This window comes from Pannonibacter anstelovis (assembly GCF_036881715.1).
Taxonomy (GTDB): Bacteria; Pseudomonadota; Alphaproteobacteria; order Rhizobiales; family Stappiaceae; genus Pannonibacter; species Pannonibacter anstelovis.
The window spans coordinates 49,359-64,609 of sequence record NZ_JBAKBF010000013.1 but is presented as its reverse complement, the minus strand read 5'-3'; the positions used below and the strand labels follow the sequence as shown (position 1 = coordinate 64,609).

19 protein-coding genes are annotated in these 15,251 nt (G+C 62.8%); 16 read left to right on the top strand and 3 right to left on the bottom strand.

The genetic code is table 11. The features are described 5' to 3' along the window. The first annotated feature begins 10 nt into the window (after positions 1 to 10). The 4 genes from cyoB (at position 11) to V6L75_RS17875 (ending at position 3,865) form a co-directional block, all read left to right on the top strand. Positions 11 to 2,014 carry a cytochrome o ubiquinol oxidase subunit I gene (cyoB, locus tag V6L75_RS17890; protein ID WP_334252839.1) on the top strand — a complete coding sequence of 668 codons (2,004 nt, stop codon included), beginning with the start codon at positions 11 to 13 and terminating at the stop codon, positions 2,012 to 2,014. 5 nt (positions 2,015 to 2,019) lie between these two features. Next, positions 2,020 to 2,643: a cytochrome o ubiquinol oxidase subunit III gene (cyoC, locus tag V6L75_RS17885; protein WP_334252838.1), complete on the top strand. Its 624-nt coding sequence runs from the start codon at positions 2,020 to 2,022 to the stop codon at positions 2,641 to 2,643. Next, positions 2,643 to 3,044, top strand: coding sequence for a cytochrome o ubiquinol oxidase subunit IV (cyoD, locus tag V6L75_RS17880; RefSeq protein ID WP_334252837.1), 402 nt, complete (start codon positions 2,643 to 2,645; stop codon positions 3,042 to 3,044). Before cyoC ends, cyoD begins: the two co-directional genes overlap by 1 nt. Positions 3,045 to 3,154: 110 nt before the next feature. After that, on the top strand, positions 3,155 to 3,865 hold the full coding sequence (locus tag V6L75_RS17875; protein WP_334252836.1) for an SURF1 family protein: 711 nt from the start codon (positions 3,155 to 3,157) through the stop codon (positions 3,863 to 3,865). 21 nt (positions 3,866 to 3,886) lie between these two features. Here V6L75_RS17875 and V6L75_RS17870 read toward each other — a convergent pair whose 3' ends face one another. After that, positions 3,887 to 4,216, bottom strand: a complete 330-nt coding sequence (locus V6L75_RS17870; protein ID WP_334252835.1) for a hypothetical protein — start codon at positions 4,214 to 4,216, stop codon at positions 3,887 to 3,889. A 68-nt stretch (positions 4,217 to 4,284) separates the two neighbouring features. Then, positions 4,285 to 4,722 carry a cobalamin biosynthesis protein gene (locus tag V6L75_RS17865; RefSeq protein WP_334252834.1) on the bottom strand — a complete coding sequence of 146 codons (438 nt, stop codon included), beginning with the start codon at positions 4,720 to 4,722 and terminating at the stop codon, positions 4,285 to 4,287. A 674-nt stretch (positions 4,723 to 5,396) separates the two neighbouring features. On the opposite strand from V6L75_RS17865, the gene V6L75_RS17860 reads away from it, so the two are divergent. The 4 genes from V6L75_RS17860 to V6L75_RS17845 all read left to right on the top strand — a co-directional run bounded on the left by V6L75_RS17860 (position 5,397) and on the right by V6L75_RS17845 (position 8,481). Beyond that, a complete protein-coding gene (locus V6L75_RS17860) occupies positions 5,397 to 5,807 on the top strand; it encodes a DUF2946 family protein (RefSeq protein WP_334252903.1) in 411 nt (136 codons plus the stop codon). A gap of 84 nt (positions 5,808 to 5,891) precedes the next feature. Further along, entirely contained in the window at positions 5,892 to 7,322 is a 1,431-nt protein-coding gene (locus V6L75_RS17855) for a PepSY-associated TM helix domain-containing protein (RefSeq protein WP_334252833.1), read from the top strand. A 125-nt stretch (positions 7,323 to 7,447) separates the two neighbouring features. Further along, positions 7,448 to 7,861, top strand: coding sequence for a carboxymuconolactone decarboxylase family protein (locus V6L75_RS17850; protein ID WP_334252832.1), 414 nt, complete (start codon positions 7,448 to 7,450; stop codon positions 7,859 to 7,861). Between the two features lie 92 nt (positions 7,862 to 7,953). Continuing rightward, the gene (locus tag V6L75_RS17845; protein WP_334252831.1) at positions 7,954 to 8,481 is read left to right on the top strand and encodes a glycine cleavage system transcriptional repressor; all 528 of its coding nucleotides are present in this window, start codon (positions 7,954 to 7,956) and stop codon (positions 8,479 to 8,481) included. Between the two features lie 16 nt (positions 8,482 to 8,497). On the opposite strand, the gene V6L75_RS17840 is transcribed toward V6L75_RS17845, so the two are convergent. Continuing rightward, entirely contained in the window at positions 8,498 to 9,796 is a 1,299-nt protein-coding gene (locus V6L75_RS17840; RefSeq protein WP_334252830.1) for an Hsp70 family protein, read from the bottom strand. A 230-nt stretch (positions 9,797 to 10,026) separates the two neighbouring features. On the opposite strand from V6L75_RS17840, the gene flgB reads away from it, so the two are divergent. The 8 genes from flgB (at position 10,027) to flgH (ending at position 15,251) form a co-directional block, all read left to right on the top strand. Beyond that, entirely contained in the window at positions 10,027 to 10,407 is a 381-nt protein-coding gene (flgB, locus tag V6L75_RS17835; RefSeq protein ID WP_334252829.1) for a flagellar basal body rod protein FlgB, read from the top strand. 3 nt (positions 10,408 to 10,410) lie between these two features. Then, entirely contained in the window at positions 10,411 to 10,827 is a 417-nt protein-coding gene (gene flgC / locus V6L75_RS17830) for a flagellar basal body rod protein FlgC (protein WP_050474385.1), read from the top strand. Positions 10,828 to 10,829: 2 nt separating this feature from the next. Then, positions 10,830 to 11,171, top strand: a complete 342-nt coding sequence (gene fliE / locus V6L75_RS17825; RefSeq protein ID WP_334252828.1) for a flagellar hook-basal body complex protein FliE — start codon at positions 10,830 to 10,832, stop codon at positions 11,169 to 11,171. A 50-nt stretch (positions 11,172 to 11,221) separates the two neighbouring features. Then, entirely contained in the window at positions 11,222 to 12,010 is a 789-nt protein-coding gene (gene flgG, locus V6L75_RS17820) for a flagellar basal-body rod protein FlgG (protein WP_334252827.1), read from the top strand. Between the two features lie 129 nt (positions 12,011 to 12,139). Next, a complete protein-coding gene (gene flgA / locus V6L75_RS17815) occupies positions 12,140 to 12,604 on the top strand; it encodes a flagellar basal body P-ring formation chaperone FlgA (RefSeq protein ID WP_334252826.1) in 465 nt (154 codons plus the stop codon). A 2-nt stretch (positions 12,605 to 12,606) separates the two neighbouring features. Beyond that, on the top strand, positions 12,607 to 13,719 hold the full coding sequence (gene flgI / locus V6L75_RS17810) for a flagellar basal body P-ring protein FlgI (protein ID WP_334252825.1): 1,113 nt from the start codon (positions 12,607 to 12,609) through the stop codon (positions 13,717 to 13,719). 231 nt (positions 13,720 to 13,950) lie between these two features. Beyond that, positions 13,951 to 14,547, top strand: a complete 597-nt coding sequence (locus V6L75_RS17805; RefSeq protein WP_334252824.1) for a MotE family protein — start codon at positions 13,951 to 13,953, stop codon at positions 14,545 to 14,547. After that, on the top strand, positions 14,547 to 15,251 hold the full coding sequence (gene flgH, locus V6L75_RS17800) for a flagellar basal body L-ring protein FlgH (protein ID WP_334252823.1): 705 nt from the start codon (positions 14,547 to 14,549) through the stop codon (positions 15,249 to 15,251). Before V6L75_RS17805 ends, flgH begins: the two co-directional genes overlap by 1 nt.

Sequence of the window (15,251 nt, the reverse complement as noted above, 5' to 3'; positions counted from 1 at the left end):
GGATCCGGGCATGGCCACGATAGATCACTCGACCACATTTCTTCTGGGGCGCCTCAACTGGAGTGCAATCCCCCAGGACCCCATCGTCTGGGCAACCTTCGCCGTTGTGGCGGTGGGCGGCATCGCGCTTCTTGCGGGCCTGACCTACTTCCGCCTCTGGGGCTATCTCTGGAAGGAATGGTTCACGACCGTCGATCACAAGAAGATCGGCATCATGTATATCATTCTGGCGATCATCATGCTGGTGCGCGGCTTTGCCGACGCCATCATGATGCGCCTGCAACAGGTGCTCGCCTTCAATGGATCGGAGGGCTATCTCAACGCCCACCACTATGACCAGATCTTCACGGCCCATGGCGTCATCATGATCTTCTTCGTGGCGATGCCGTTCGTCACGGGTCTGATGAACTATGTGGTGCCGCTGCAGATCGGCGCGCGTGATGTGTCCTTCCCCTTCCTGAACAACTTCTCGTTCTGGATGACGGTGGGCGGCGCCGTGCTGGTGATGGCCTCGCTCTTCGTGGGTGAGTTCGCGCAGACCGGCTGGCTGGCCTTCCCGCCCTTGTCGGGAATTGGCTACAGTCCATGGGTGGGTGTTGATTATTACATCTGGGGCCTGCAGGTCGCGGGTGTGGGAACAACGCTCTCGGGCATCAACCTGCTCGTGACCATCATCAAGATGCGCGCCCCCGGCATGACCCTGATGCGCATGCCCGTGTTCACCTGGACCTCGCTCTGCACCAACGTGCTCATTGTCGCCTCCTTCCCGGTGCTGACGATGACGCTGATCCTGCTGACGCTCGACCGCTACATCGGCACGAACTTCTTCACCAATGACCTTGGCGGCAATCCGATGATGTACATCAACCTCATCTGGATCTGGGGCCACCCGGAGGTGTACATCCTTATCCTGCCGCTGTTCGGCGTCTTCTCGGAAGTCACGTCCACCTTCTCCGGCAAGCGGCTGTTCGGTTACAGCTCCATGGTCTATGCCACGGTCTGCATCACCGTCCTCAGCTACCTCGTCTGGCTGCACCACTTCTTCACCATGGGCTCGGGCGCCTCGGTGAACGCCTTCTTCGGCATCACCACCATGATCATCTCCGTGCCGACCGGTGCGAAGATCTTCAACTGGCTCTTCACCATGTACCGGGGCCGGGTGCGCTTCGAACTGCCGATGATGTGGACCGTCGCCTTCATGCTGACCTTCACCGTCGGCGGCATGACGGGCGTTCTGCTGGCCGTTCCCCCGGCTGACTTCGTGCTGCACAACTCGCTGTTCCTGGTGGCGCATTTCCACAACGTCATCATCGGCGGCGTGCTGTTCGGCTGTTTTGCCGCCATCGCCTACTGGTGGCCGAAGGCCTTCGGCTTCAAGCTGAACGTCTTCTGGGGCAAGGTGTCGTTCTGGTGCTGGGTTGTCGGCTTCTGGCTGGCCTTCATGCCGCTCTACATCCTCGGCCTCATGGGTGTGACGCGCCGCATGCGGGTGTTCGATGATCCGGACCTGCAGATCTGGTTCATCCTTGCTGCCGCGGGCGCTGCGCTGATTGCCGCCGGTATCGCCGCTTTCTTCATTCAGATCGGTGTTTCCATCTGGAAGCGGAAGGAAAACATGGACCTGTCGGGCGATCCCTGGGACGGCCGTACGCTGGAATGGGCAACCTCTTCGCCCCCGCCGGCCTACAACTTCGCCTTCACGCCTGTGGTGCATGACCTCGATGCCTGGCATGACATGAAGCAGGCCGGTCAGACGCGCCCGAAGGCAGCCTACTTGCCGATCCACATGCCGCGTTACACCGGCACAGGTGTCATCCTCTCGGGCCTTGCCACGCTCTGCGGCTTTGCTCTGGTCTGGTACATCTGGTGGCTTGCTGCCCTGTCCTTCCTGGCACTCATCGCCGTGGCGATTGCCCATACGTTCAACTATGACCGCGACTATTATGTTCCGGTCGATGAGGTCGAGCGGGTGGAAGCTGCCCGTGATCTCGAACTTGCGAAGATTGGAGCCTGAATCCGATGAGCACCACGGCCCATTCGGCAGGCGCTGCCGCAACCTACTGGGAAACCGAGCCGCATCATCATCCGGAAGGCGCGTCGACCAAACTCGGCTTCTGGATCTACCTGATGAGCGACTGCCTGATGTTCGCAGTCCTTTTCGCCTGCTTCGGCGTGCTGGGGCAGAGCTATGCGGCCGGTCCCGGCCCCAAGGCTCTGTTCGACCTGACCCTGATTGCCATCAACACGGGCTTCCTGCTCGTCTCGTCCATCACCTTCGGCTTTGCCATGCTGGCGATGTATGAAGGCCGTCAGGCCCGCATGCAGATGTGGCTGGCCGTAACGCTGGTCCTGGGCCTGGCATTCCTGGCGCTGGAAATCTACGAGTTCCACCATCTGATCCATCTGGGTGCCGGGCCGCAGCGGTCTGCCTTCCTGTCGGCCTTCTTCGCGCTGGTCGGCACGCACGGCCTGCACGTCGCCTTCGGCTCCATCTGGCTGGTGACGCTGATGGTTCAGATCAATCGCAAGGGTCTCATTCCGGCCAACACCCGGCGCATGGAGTGCCTCAGCATGTTCTGGCATTTCCTCGACGTGATCTGGATCGGTGTCTTCACCTTCGTCTATCTTCTGGGGATGATCTGATGTCCGCACATTCCATCAAACCCCACAGCCACCATGGCGATCATGCCCAGGGCAACACGGGCCATGATCATGGCAGCTACAAGTCCTATCTGATCGGCTTCGTGCTCTCGGTCATCCTGACGGCGATCCCTTTCGCCATTGTCATGACCGGCGGCTTTGAAAGCCGGGCGGTGACGGCGTTTATCGTGATCGGTTTTGCTGTCGTGCAGATCCTCGTGCACATGGTCTACTTCCTGCACATGAACAGCCGTTCGGATGAGGGCTGGACCATGCTGTCGATGATCTTCACAGTCATTGTGGTGGTGATCATGCTCGCTGGCTCCCTGTGGGTGATGTACAACCTCAACACCAACATGATGCCGCAGATGGATCACACCCAGATGCAGGGCTTCGGCTCCTGATCTGAGACTGATGCCTGCAAAGCGCATTTGCATTGCTTTTGGAAAGGGGGCTCCGCCCCCTTCCTCCGGCCAGCGCTGTTCTGGCCGGACTTCCAGCCAGAGGAAGCGTAATGTCTGCCGGAACCCGCAAATGGCTGCTTCTTGGCCCCGGCCTTCTGGCTGTTGTGCTTCTGGCAGGCCTTGGCATCTGGCAGGTGCAGCGGCTTGGCTGGAAGAATGCGCTTATCGCGCGGGTTGAGGCCGGTCTTGCGGCGCAGCCCGTTGCCGCGCCCGGTCCGGCGGACTGGCCGCAAGTCACCTTCGACACCGCCGAATACCGCCGCATCACCGCCCGCGGCCATTACCTGCCGGAAGCCGACCTGCTGGTGATGGCGGTTACGGCGCGCGGACCCGGCTTCTGGGTCATGTCACCCTTCGAGACGCAGGACGGCTGGCGGCTGTTCGTGAACCGGGGCTTCGTGCCGCAGGACCGGCAGGACCCGGAAGACCGGCCGCGCCCTGAGGGCGGGATTGAGGTATCTGGCCTTCTGCGCCTCAGCCAGCCGGATGGCGCCTTCCTGCGCTCCAATGATCCTGAAGGCGGGCGCTGGTTCTCGCGCGATACGGCAGCGATGGCGCAAAGCCTCGGGCTTGGCGAGACAGCGCCTTACTTCCTCGATGCGGGTGTGACGGAGGGTGCGGCTGACAGCCTGCCCATCGGCGGGCTCACCGTCGTCAGCTTCCCCAACAATCACCTGCAATATGCGCTGACGTGGTTTGCCCTCTCCGGAGGCCTTGCCTTCCTGCTGTTCTGGGCGTTCCGCAGGAGCGGGGAAGACTGACGCTTCCCCTGCCGTGGCGGCTCACTTGCGCGGTGCGTGGCGCAAAACGCGGTAGCTGTAGCCGTCGCCCTCGCAGCCGATCCATTTGCTGCCCGGCTCAGCCGCGATGCTGACCGCGACCCGCAGCGGCTTCTTGCGGTTGCCTGAGCGCTCGTAGGTCACCCTCTGCTTCTGCGCCGTGTTGTTGCGGATCACGATGCCGCCGGCATTGGCTGGGCATTGGCGGTCGAAGGCGGTGCTAGTGATCGCAACAGGCTGATCTGCGCCTTCCGCCCGCTTCTCGCCTGTCGTTGCGGCGCAGCCGCCAGAGGCGAGGGTGAGGGCGATCAGGGCGTATTTCGTCGCAGACATGTCTGAGGTTCCCATCATTCGCAAGGCGTCCCGTTCTTCTGGAAAGGGACCTGCAGTCCTTCTCTTGCCTATTCTTGTGGCAATGCCATGGCCGCAGCCAGAGCGATGGCCGCGCGTGCTGACTTGCGTCTGGCAAGCACCAGATGCCCGCCCGGCCCTGCGGCGGCCAGCGCCGCGCCCTCGCAGACGCTGTGGCAGCCGACAGCCGCAAAAACACGCTCCGAAGGGGTAGCCAGACGCGGCGTTTCCTGTTCCAGCCGCGCTGCGCCGAAAGCAAGCAGCGGCACGCCGAAATGCGCCGCAAGCGCGCCGATGGCCGCCTCCCCGGCCTTGAGATCCAGCGTGGCGACGGCGGCAACAGCTTCCGCCGGAAGGCCTGCCTCCTTCAATGCGGCGCCCGCCAGAGTGACCAATTCCGCAGAATCGCAGCCCTGGCTGCAGCCTGCTCCAATAATTATCCGCCGGGCTGTTTGCCCCTGCTGCAGGGATTTGGCAGCGCCAGTCATGGATCCAGTTTGTCCTGCGCCTTTTCTTCGCGCAGGGAAGGCAGGCGTTTGGGCCTTATGGAAAGATCGCCGGGCTTGGCGGCTGCGTCAGGAGCGGGCGGGGCCGTGATCACCTGCGTATGCATCTTTCGCCCCCGCGCCCGGCGTGGGGGCTCACCGGAGGCTGAACCGCCATGGGACAGGAAACCGAGGGACTTTAGCCCCTTCGAATTGCCAGACTTGCTTGCCGGCATGCCTTGAGGCGCCGCTGCTGAGCCACGGGTGGACCGCATGGGAGCGGGAGCCTCAGGTGCGGGGGAGGGCGCAGCCTGCCGGGGCAGAGGCCCCGCCTGATTGGCAAGCGCAGACACGCCCGCACGGCGTCTGGATGGCTGGGCCTCCCGTTTGCCCTCTGGCAGGCCGGAGCCATCAGGGCCATTGCCCAGTCCGCTGCCTTTTCCGCTCACCTCAATCTCTCCTGCTGCCGGGGGCCAGAGCCGCGCCGGATAACTCACACGCTGGAAATTAAAGAGCGCGCAAGTGCCGCAGCGCGCTGTCAAAATTGACCCTAGTTCAGCCATCCTGCTCTCGCAAGGTCCGGGTTTCCCCTATTGTTCCAAAGAAGGTGTTCGGCTAGAGAGCAACGGAGGAATGCCTGCATCGGGCGGGCTGGGGGCTTTACGCGTTTGTCTTCCGTGTGGGCAGATCTGCGCCATGATGCGCGCGTGCTGGCGGTGTGGATTGCACTGTTCGGCGTGCTGTTTCATGCCCTCATCCCAGCCGGTTTCATGCCCGGCCGTTCCAGTGGCGGCGAGTTTACGATCGTCATCTGCTCTCCATCCATGATGGAAGGGCTGCAAACCATGACGATGGATGCGTCTGGCGAGGAGAAACCCGCAGGTCCGGAAGACCAGCGCAAGGACAAGGGGCAGGCTGCGCCGTGTTCCTTCTCTGCCGTTCTGGCAATGGCCACTCCGGAAGCCTCTCCCGCCCTGCCTATGCAGGTTCTGTCCGGGGGGCGTCTTCTCTCTGTATTCGACAATGCAGGCCATGCGGCGGGCATATATGCCGGTGCCGGGGCGCGCGCGCCGCCCGTTCTGATCTGATCCCCCTTATTTCATTTTCAGAACACCCTGCCGGTTGACGCTGCGCGCCTTGAAGCGCGCGTCTCCGGCCATGAGGATCAGACCATGACCGATGTTGTTTCCGGCACCGCGCAGGACGCGGACCGCGCCGCCGATGCTTCTCTTCTCGCAGCTTTCTACCGTGCCGCCTGGCGCTGGCATTTCTATGCGGGCCTGTTTGCCGTGCCCTTCTTCTGCATTCTGGCCGTCACCGGCATGATGATGATGTACATCGGCTACTTCGATGGCCGGGATGGCGAGAACATCCGCGTGAGCGTGCCGCAGGGCGCGGTGGCGATGGCTGTCTCCGAACAGGCGGACAAGGCCGTTGCAGCGCTTGGGGGCGGCACCCTGGTGGAATGGCTCAGCCCGCAGGCTGAAGACCGGGTGGGCGTCTTCCGCATCCGCACCGATGCCGGACAGGAGATGGTGGCCATCAACCCCTACACTGGCGATGTGGTGGAGACCTGGGGCCGCCGTGCCGGCTGGTATGACATGGCCGACAACATTCACAGCGACCTTTTGCTGGGCACGCCCGGCGACAGGATGCTGGAGATCGCCGCCGGTTTCGGCATTATCCTGATCATTACCGGCCTTTACATGTGGTGGCCGCGTGAGGGCGGGCTCGGCGCGGTTCTGCTGCCGCGCTTCAACCAGAAGGGCCGCGCCTTCTGGAAGACGCTGCATGGCACCGTGGGCTTTTATCTTTCCGCCTTCCTGCTGCTCTTCCTGCTCTCTGGCATGTCCTGGACGGGTGTCTGGGGCACCAAGCTGACGCAAGCCTGGAGCACATTCCCCGCTGCCAAGTGGGACAACGTGCCCTTGTCTGATATCACCCATGCCGAAGCCCTGAACCATGACGGCGTTGCCAATGTGCCCTGGGCGCTGGAACAGACCCAGATGCCGGAATCCGGTTCCACTGGCGGTGTCATCGGTGTGGCGCCGGGTTTTGCCGTCGATATCGACAGCCTTGCCTCGCTGGCCAAGGCCGTAGGCTTCAACGCCCGCTACCGCATTTCCTATCCGAAGGGCGAAACCGGCGTCTGGACCATCAATCAGGACACCATGAGCTCGGATGCCAAGGATCCATTCTCGGACCGCACCGTGCATGTGGACCGCTATACCGGCCGCATTCTCGCCAGCGTCGGCTTTGAGGATTATTCGATCGCCGGTAAGGCCATGGCTGTCGGCATTCCGCTGCACATGGGCCTCACCGGTCTGTGGAACCTGATGCTGAACACGGTGATCTGCCTGTCGGTGATCTTCCTGTCCCTCAGCTCGGTGGTTCTGTGGTGGAAGCGCCGTCCTTCGCGTGGTGGCGCCCGTCTGTTCGCGCCGCAGGTGCCGTCCAACCTGCCGCACTGGCGCAGCGCCATGCTGGTGATGCTGGCCGTGTCCCTGTTCTTTCCGCTGGTCGGCCTGACGCTGATCGCGGTGCTGGCGCTCGACATTCTGGTCATCTCCCGCATTTCGCCGCTGGCCCGCGCCCTGCGCTGAGCCTGACCGCATGATGACCAAAGGGCGCGGCAAGGGACTGCCGCGCCCTTTTGTCGTGTAAGAGGCTGTTTCCCTGCCGCCGCAAAGCGGTCTAGTCTGACCGTCCAACGGGAGGACAAAACCACATGGCAACAGTGAAACTGATTTCCGATGCGGAGGCCGGGCCGCAGGTGGCGGCCGTCTTTGCCGATATCCGCAAGACGCGTGGAACGGATTTCATCAACAATTTCTGGCGCGCACTGGCGGCAGATCCGGCTGCGCTGGAGCGCACCTGGGCCGAGGTGAAGGCCATCATGGCGACGCCCGGTGCCCTCGATCCGCTCACCCGCGAGATGATCTACATTGCGGTGTCCGTTGCCAACGGCTGCTCTTATTGCGTCCACTCGCACACTGCCGCTGCCCGCGCCAAGGGCATGAGCGAGGCGCAATATGGCGAGCTTCTGTCCGTCATCGGCCTTGCCGCCAAGACCAACCATCTTGTTACCGCGCTGCAGGTTCCCGTCGATCCTGACTTTGATGTGGGGGCTGAAGCCCGATAGGCTTTGCCTCCGGCCTCGAGCATGCCTAAGGTGCAGGCAGAAGGGGCGGGCTGTGTGATGGCCTGCCGGACATGTCGAGAGGAAGAATAGCCATGGGCCGCCATATCGTTCTGACTGCCATCGCCAAGGACCGGCCTGGCCTTGTTGATGCGCTGGCCGGTGTCATCGCTGCATCGGGCGGCAACTGGCTGGAAAGCTCCATGGCCCGCCTCGGCGGCGAGTTTGCAGGCATCGTCAGCGTCGATGTGCCGGAAGACCGGGCGGCGGAGCTGGAAGTAGCCCTTGGTGCGCTGTCGGCCCAGGGCATCTCCGTCAATGTGGTCAGCGGCGGCGGTGGAAATGGTGCTGAAGGCCGCCGGCTGCGGCTGGATCTGGTCTGTCAGGATCAGCCGGGAATCCTGCGTGCCATCACCCAGGTGATTGCCGCGCAGGGCGCCAGCATCGAGACGCTGGAAACCATCGTCTCTCCCGGCTCCATGTCGGGTGAGCTGCTCTTCCGCGCCAGTGCCGACTTGATCCTGCCGGACAGCACAAGCGTCGCCAGCCTCGAAGCTGCCATCCAGGCGATTGCCGCCGACATCATGGCCGATATCGAGATGAGCGAGGATACGGAGGACTGAGCCTCCCGTATCCGCCTTATGCCGCCACAGCCCAGGCGGCGGCGTCTTCGCGGGCGCCGATGAGGGAGAGGCCCTTGGCGACGGAGGACATTTCCTCGCCGCCCGAGAGGCGCTCTGCTCCGAAGCGGTCTGCGAAGAGCCGGCGGATGGCTGGCACGAAGGATGTGCCGCCGGTCAGGAACACCTTGTCCACGTCCTTTGCCTCCAGATTGGCGCTGGTGAGCGTTGCGGTCAGCGCGTCGCTGATGCGGGTGAGGTCGTGGGCGATCCACTCCTCGAAGTCTGCCCGGCGCACGGTGGCGGCAAAGTCCTTGCCGATGGGGGCAAAGCGCAGTTCCGTTTCCTCATCGAAGGACAGCCGCGCCTTGCATTCCGACACGGCCTTGTAGAGCGGATAGCCCTGATCCGTATCCACCAGCTCGATGAAGAGCTCGATCTTGTCCTGATCGAGACAGGAGCTCAGCATCTTCTTCAGCTCGCGGTAGTCGGCGGACGCCTTGAAGACCGACAGCATGTGCCAGTGCGCAAAGTTGGAGAAGAGGTTCGGCGGCACTTCCAGCACCTTGCCCATGCTGCGGTACTGGCTGCCTTTGCCCAGCTCCGGCAGGATCACCTTGTCGACGATGCGGTAATCCAGCGTGTTGCCGGCGATGCCAAGGCCGCCGTGGCCCAGCGGCTCGGCGGTCAGGCCGCTGGCATTGCGGGCAAAGCGCATCAACGAAAAGTCGGTCGTGCCGCCGCCGAAGTCGGCGACAAGAACGGTGGCCTCACCCTCCAGCCGCTGCGCATAGGCAAAGGCTGCGGCTACGGGTTCATAGACAAACAGCACTTCCTCGAAGCCGAAGCGGGACAGGGCGGAGCGGTAGCGCTGCATCGCCAGCGCATCATCGGGGGCGCCGCCTGCGAAGGTCACAGGGCGGCCGATCACCAGCCGTCCGCCGCCCGTATCCAGCGCCTCGTCACGGTGTGCGCCCGCGCGCCGGAGGAAGGTCTCCAGCAGGTCCTCGAACTCGTAATGGGTGCCGAACACGCCGGTGCCCTTGAACAGCTTGCTGGCAACGAAAGTCTTCAGCGACTGCAGAAAACGGCACTCGCCGGTGTGCTCCATGAACTGGCGGATGGCCCACTGGCCGACGTCGGCCTTCGTGTCCGGGTGCTCGCCGCGCGGGGGCTCCAGAAAGGACAGAACGGAAGGCAGGCTGTCCACCTGATCTGCTTCGCGGCCGAAGGTGATGCTGCTGGCATTGCCTGCTGCGGTGCAGGCGGTCAAGACCGTGTTGGACGTGCCGAAATCAAGACCGATGGCCGGACGCATGGCAGGCTCCCTGAAATGTCGCTGGAGTGGGACGCCGTGCAGGCGCGCAAGGGACGTGCGGATTAGCCGATCCCGCCGCCTGAGGCAAGGGCGCAGGCCGGATTTCTACCTGATCCGCGGCAGGCTCTGTCTGCGCCTGATGTACCGGCAGTGCCGGGGTCGAAAGCCTCGGACAAGGTTGACGCCCTAGTCCTGTACCCGAACGCCACAACAGGCTTCGGAGATCGACGTTGGAACCTGTCTATCTGAACAGTCTTGCATCCCGTCAGGCCGACTGGCTGTCGGTGCGCCAGGCAACGGTGGCGCAGAACATCGCCAACGCCAACACTCCCGGCTATGCCGCCCGTGACATCGAGGCGTTCACGACGCTTCTGGATGAAACCAGCCTGGTGATGACCGCAACCCACGGCCGCCATATGGGGAGCCTCGGGGATGCGCCCGAAGCGTCCAAGGTCGGCAAGGCGGAAAGCTGGGATGTGGCCCACTCCGGCAACAGCGTCAATCTGGAGCAGGAACTGATGAAGGCCGGTGAGGTTGCGCGCGACCATGCGCTCAACACCAGCATCATCAAGTCCTTTCACCGCATGTATCTGGCAAGCCTGAAGGGATAAGCGATGATCGACCCGCTGGCAGCAACTCTCAAGATCTCCGCTTCCGGCCTGCGCGCCCAGTCCGACCGCCTGCGTATCGTGTCGGAAAACCTCGCCAATGCGCAATCGACCGGCAAGACTCCGGGCTCAGACCCCTACAAGCGCAAGACCATCACCTTCGAAAGCGAAGTTGACCGGGCCCTGTCCGCCGATCTGGTGAAGGTCAAGGGCATCGGGTCCGACAAGGCGCCTTTCAACGTTGAGTACGATCCGGGTCACCCGGCTGCCGACGAAAATGGCTACGTCAAGATGCCGAATATCAACATGCTGGTCGAAATGGCCGATATGCGTGAGACGAACCGCTCCTACGAAGCCAACCTGAAGATGATGACGCAGGCCCGCAGCATGATCATGCGCACCATCGACCTCCTGAGGGATTGAAGATGATCGACCAGATTTCCGCCATCAAGTCCGCCGGTGACGGTATCACGTCGCAGGTCTCCCAGACCCGCTATGTCGCAGGCGGCGTGCCGCTCGGCGGTGCGGCGCCCGCCAATGCAGTGCCCGAGGTCAGCTTCACGGACACCATGGCTTCCGTAACGCAGGAGGCCATCGAGCGCGTGAAGGAAGGCGAAGCCGTTTCGATCGCCGGCATCAGCGGCAAGGCTTCGGCCCAGCAGGTGGTGGAAGCCGTGATGGCCGCCGAGGCCTCGCTGCAGACCGCCATCGCCATCCGCGACAAGGTCGTCTCCGCCTATCAGGAAGTCAGCCGCATGGCCATCTGAGGCTCCGGCCCGGATGATCTTGAATTCAGCCCGCACCATGGGAGTTTGACATGAAAGCTCTGGCAATCGCAGCGACCGGCATGAGCGCCCAGCAGCTCAATGTCGAAGTCATCGCCAACAACATCGCCAACATCAACACCACTGCCTTCAAGCGGGCGCGGGCCGAGTTCACCGACCTGCTCTATCAGGCCGAGCGCCTTCAGGGTGTACCGAACCGGGGCGGTGAAGATCCGGTGCCGGAAGGTGCGCAGCTGGGTCTTGGTGTGCGTTCCGCCGCCATCCGCAAGCTGCACATCCAGGGCACCATGAACCAGACCGGCAACGAGCTGGACATCGCCATCGACGGGCGCGGCTGGTTCCAGGTGACAGGTCCGGAAGGTGAGGTGCTTTACACCCGCGCTGGCGCTTTCAACAAGAATGCTGAAGGCCGCATCGTGACGCTCGATGGTTATGCCATTGAACCGGCAATCATCATTCCGCCGGAGACGGTTGAAGTCACCATAAATGAGTCCGGTACGGTCTTTGCCAAGGTGGCAGGTCAGGTGAACCCGCAGGAACTGGGGCAGCTGGCCATGACCAACTTTGCCAATGATGTCGGCCTTGAGGCCGTCGGCGGCAATCTGTTCCGTGAGACGCCGGCTTCGGGTCCGGGCATTGCCGGTCTCGCCGGTGATCCGGGCTTCGGCATCATCCGCCAGGGCTACACGGAAGCTTCCAACGTGGATCCGGTGAAGGAAATCACTGAGCTGATCTCGGCGCAGCGCGGATATGAAATGAACTCCAAGGTCATCAAGGCCGCGGACGACATGTTTGGCGTGGTGACGCAAGGCATCCGCTGATCCGTAAGGACAGCCGGGACACTTTCGTTGAAACGGGGCCGCCGGGAGTGCTCAAACTCTTTGTTTTCACGCAAGTGCGGGCGCAAGACCGGTTCCCGCCCTTGCTGGAATTGCTCTAGGAGAGCTGCGATGCTGACACGGCTTTTCATCTGCATGATGCTGGCAGGCCTTGCCCTCACGGCCGCCATGCCCGGTGCGCGCGCCTCTTCTGTGGATCTTCCTGTGCTGCGTTCAGGCGTCCGGCAGGGCGAAGTAATCAGTGCCGATCAGGTGATCATCCGGCGGTTTCCGCTAAGGACGGTTCAGCGGTTCTCCGTGGTCGAGCACCGGGAAGAACTGGCCGGGCGTGTCGCCCGCCGTTCTCTGCAGCCAGGCGTCCCGGTGCCCGCAACTGCCGTTGCGGTGGAGACGGTGATCAAGCGCGGCGAACCTGCCCGGCTGATCTTCCGCGAAGGCGGCCTGCAGATCATTGCTCAGGTCGAGGCGCTGCAGAATGGATCTGTGGGATCTTTCATCCGCGCCAGAAACATCGACAGTGGCCTCATCATCACCGGCCGGGTTCAGCCGGACGGCTCCATTCTGGTAGGTGATTGACCATGCGGCGGATATTGGTTGCAGTTCTGGCTCTGGCCATAGGCGCCGCCGGCTTCACGGCATCTGCCAGCGCCATGGTGCGCATCAAGGACATCGCGTCGCTCCAGGGCGTGCGTGACAATCAGCTGGTAGGCTATGGTCTTGTCATCGGCCTTCAGGGATCCGGGGATACGCTGCGCAACGCTCCTTTCACGGAACAGTCCCTTCAGTCCATGCTCGACAGTATGGGCATCAATGTTCGGGATGCGCGCTTGCGCACCCGCAATGTCGCGGCTGTGGTGGTCACGGCGGATCTTCCCGCCTTCATTGGTCAGGGCTCGCGCATTGACGTCAGTGTCTCGTCCCTCGGTGATGCCTCGTCTCTGGCTGGCGGCACGCTGGTTGCCACGCCATTGCTGGGTGCGGACGGAGCGGTCTATGCAGTGGCGCAAGGAGCGGTGGCCGTTTCCGGCTTTTCCGAGGCCGGTCAGGCCGAAAGCCTGCGCCAGGGCATTCCGACAGTCGGCCGTATTCCCAATGGCGGCATGATCGAACGCAATCTGCCGGACCGTTTCGCCAATATTCCCGGACTGGTGCTTGAGCTGTCCAATCCGGACTTTCGCACGGCCGTGCGTGTGGCCGATGCCATCAATCGCTACACTAAGACCACCTATGGCGTTTCGTCGGCCCGCGAAAGAGATCACCGTTCCATCGATCTGACACCGCCAGCAAAAGTCAACCTTACCCGGTTTATGGCGGAGATCGAGGGGTTGATGGTGCAGCCGGATCAGTCTGCGCGCGTTGTCATCGATGAGCGGACGGGAACGGTGGTGATCGGCCGCGATGTGCAAATTTCAACTGTCGCTGTGACCCACGGCAATCTGACGGTCCGCATCACCGAGGCGCCAGAGGTGTCCCAGCCGCAACCCTTCGGCAATGGTGAGACTGTGGTGACGCCGCGCACCTTCATTGATGCGGATGAAAATGGCGGGCAGCTTGCCATCATCGGCGGCACCGACCTGCAGACGCTTGTGCGCGGTCTGAACCGTATCGGCCTCAAGCCGACCGGTATCATTGCCATCCTTCAGACGATCAAGACGGCAGGCGCCCTGCAGGCGGAGCTGGTGATCCAGTAGGCCTTGCCGCTCTCAAACTCCGGAATCTCCCGGCAGCCCCCTGCCCACACAGCTCCCGGGGGAGTGCACGATCTGCAGCCGTATGGCTGCAGATCGTGCCGCATTTCAGCTCGCCGTCTCTTCCGCAAGCCAGCGCTGCCTTCACGGCATCCGGCCAAGCCCCGCACAAGCCTCGGACGGCATAGTCGGGCCAACAGCGACTGGAAGGATTTCCTGCCCATGATCCCGTGCATGACCCCGGCTGGAGCCCTGCGCCCACTGTTCCGGCGTTCTGTCTGCCGCGTCCTGACTATCTCCTGCATGCTGTCACTGGCAGCGCTGGGCCTTGTGGTCCCGGCTGGCGCCCAGACGGCCTCCAACCTGCGCAATGCATCGGCCACTGCTCTGCCGGTGCCTGCCCCGGCAGAGCCTGGTGAAGAGGGAGCGCCAAGCGATGCTGCGCTCTACTGCCAGAATATGGGCTCGGCGGCGAGTGATGCCCGTCTTGCCTGGCAGACCTGGAACCTCATTGCACTGGAAGAACGGCTTCAGAACCGCATCCGCGAGCTCGAACAGAAGCGCGCCGAATACGAGGAATGGGTCCAGCGGCGTGAGAAGGTCCTTGGCGAAGTCGAGGGGCATGTCGTGTCGATCTTTCAGCGCATGCGGCCCGAGTCGGCTGCAGCCCAGCTGGCGACGCTGGATGAAGATACCGCCGTTGCCGTGCTTGTGAAACTCAATGCCCGCGCAGCCAGCCAGATCCTGGATGAAATGGATCCCGCCCGCGCGGCCCAGCTCACCCACTCCATGGCTGGACTTTCAAAATCCGAAGCACAGGGGAGCCTTTGATGCGCCTGTTGATCCCTCTCGCCCTTTGCCTTGTGTCAGCAGGTTGTGCAGGTCAGATGAACGACATTGGCCGCGAACCGGCAATGACGCCCGTGGGCTATGGCCTCGCATCCCAGCCCGCTGCGGTCTACCCGCTCAACACCTTCAAGCCGAGTGGCCGCAAGGACTACAATTCGCTCTGGGTGTCAGGCCGCGATGATTTCTTTTCAGATCCCCGCGCCCGCCGTGTTGGCGATGTTATCACCGTGCTGATTGCCATCAATGACAAGGCAACGCTGAACAACAATTCGGCCCGCGGGCGCGATGGCAAAGTCGGAATCGGCGGCGGGTTCTCGGCCAGTGCCGGCGGTTCGGGAACCTCGGCAGATCTCTCCTTCGACACCAAGTCCGGCTCTTCCTCCAACTCGCGCGGCACCATCGACCGCAAGGAGGAGATCGAGCTGCAGGTGGCTGCGGTTGTTACCGACCGTCTGCCGAACGGCAACCTCGTGATTTCCGGCTCTCAGGAAGTCCGGGTGAACTACGAGATGCGAGTGCTGAATGTCGCGGGCATTGTCCGCCCGCGTGACATCGGCGGCAACAACACCATCGATTACAACAAGATAGCAGAAGCGCGCGTGTCCTACGGCGGGCGCGGGCGCATCTCGGAGATCCAGCAGCCCGCCTGGGGCCAGCAGGTCATCGACACTGTTTCACCCTTCTGA

Bases quoted from the DNA above. Each gene is read 5' to 3' on its own strand.
- cyoB (WP_334252839.1), top strand. From the start codon at position 11: ATGGCCACGATAGATCACTCGACCACATTTCTTCTGGGGCGCCTCAAC.
- cyoC (WP_334252838.1), top strand. From the start codon at position 2,020: ATGAGCACCACGGCCCATTCGGCAGGCGCTGCCGCAACCTACTGGGAA.
- cyoD (WP_334252837.1), top strand. From the start codon at position 2,643: ATGTCCGCACATTCCATCAAACCCCACAGCCACCATGGCGATCATGCC.
- V6L75_RS17875 (WP_334252836.1), top strand. From the start codon at position 3,155: ATGTCTGCCGGAACCCGCAAATGGCTGCTTCTTGGCCCCGGCCTTCTG.
- V6L75_RS17870 (WP_334252835.1), bottom strand. From the start codon at position 4,216: ATGTCTGCGACGAAATACGCCCTGATCGCCCTCACCCTCGCCTCTGGC.
- V6L75_RS17865 (WP_334252834.1), bottom strand. From the start codon at position 4,722: ATGACTGGCGCTGCCAAATCCCTGCAGCAGGGGCAAACAGCCCGGCGG.
- V6L75_RS17855 (WP_334252833.1), top strand. From the start codon at position 5,892: ATGACCGATGTTGTTTCCGGCACCGCGCAGGACGCGGACCGCGCCGCC.
- V6L75_RS17850 (WP_334252832.1), top strand. From the start codon at position 7,448: ATGGCAACAGTGAAACTGATTTCCGATGCGGAGGCCGGGCCGCAGGTG.
- V6L75_RS17845 (WP_334252831.1), top strand. From the start codon at position 7,954: ATGGGCCGCCATATCGTTCTGACTGCCATCGCCAAGGACCGGCCTGGC.
- V6L75_RS17840 (WP_334252830.1), bottom strand. From the start codon at position 9,796: ATGCGTCCGGCCATCGGTCTTGATTTCGGCACGTCCAACACGGTCTTG.
- flgC (WP_050474385.1), top strand. From the start codon at position 10,411: ATGATCGACCCGCTGGCAGCAACTCTCAAGATCTCCGCTTCCGGCCTG.
- fliE (WP_334252828.1), top strand. From the start codon at position 10,830: ATGATCGACCAGATTTCCGCCATCAAGTCCGCCGGTGACGGTATCACG.
- flgG (WP_334252827.1), top strand. From the start codon at position 11,222: ATGAAAGCTCTGGCAATCGCAGCGACCGGCATGAGCGCCCAGCAGCTC.
- flgA (WP_334252826.1), top strand. From the start codon at position 12,140: ATGCTGACACGGCTTTTCATCTGCATGATGCTGGCAGGCCTTGCCCTC.
- flgI (WP_334252825.1), top strand. From the start codon at position 12,607: ATGCGGCGGATATTGGTTGCAGTTCTGGCTCTGGCCATAGGCGCCGCC.
- V6L75_RS17805 (WP_334252824.1), top strand. From the start codon at position 13,951: ATGACCCCGGCTGGAGCCCTGCGCCCACTGTTCCGGCGTTCTGTCTGC.
- flgH (WP_334252823.1), top strand. From the start codon at position 14,547: ATGCGCCTGTTGATCCCTCTCGCCCTTTGCCTTGTGTCAGCAGGTTGT.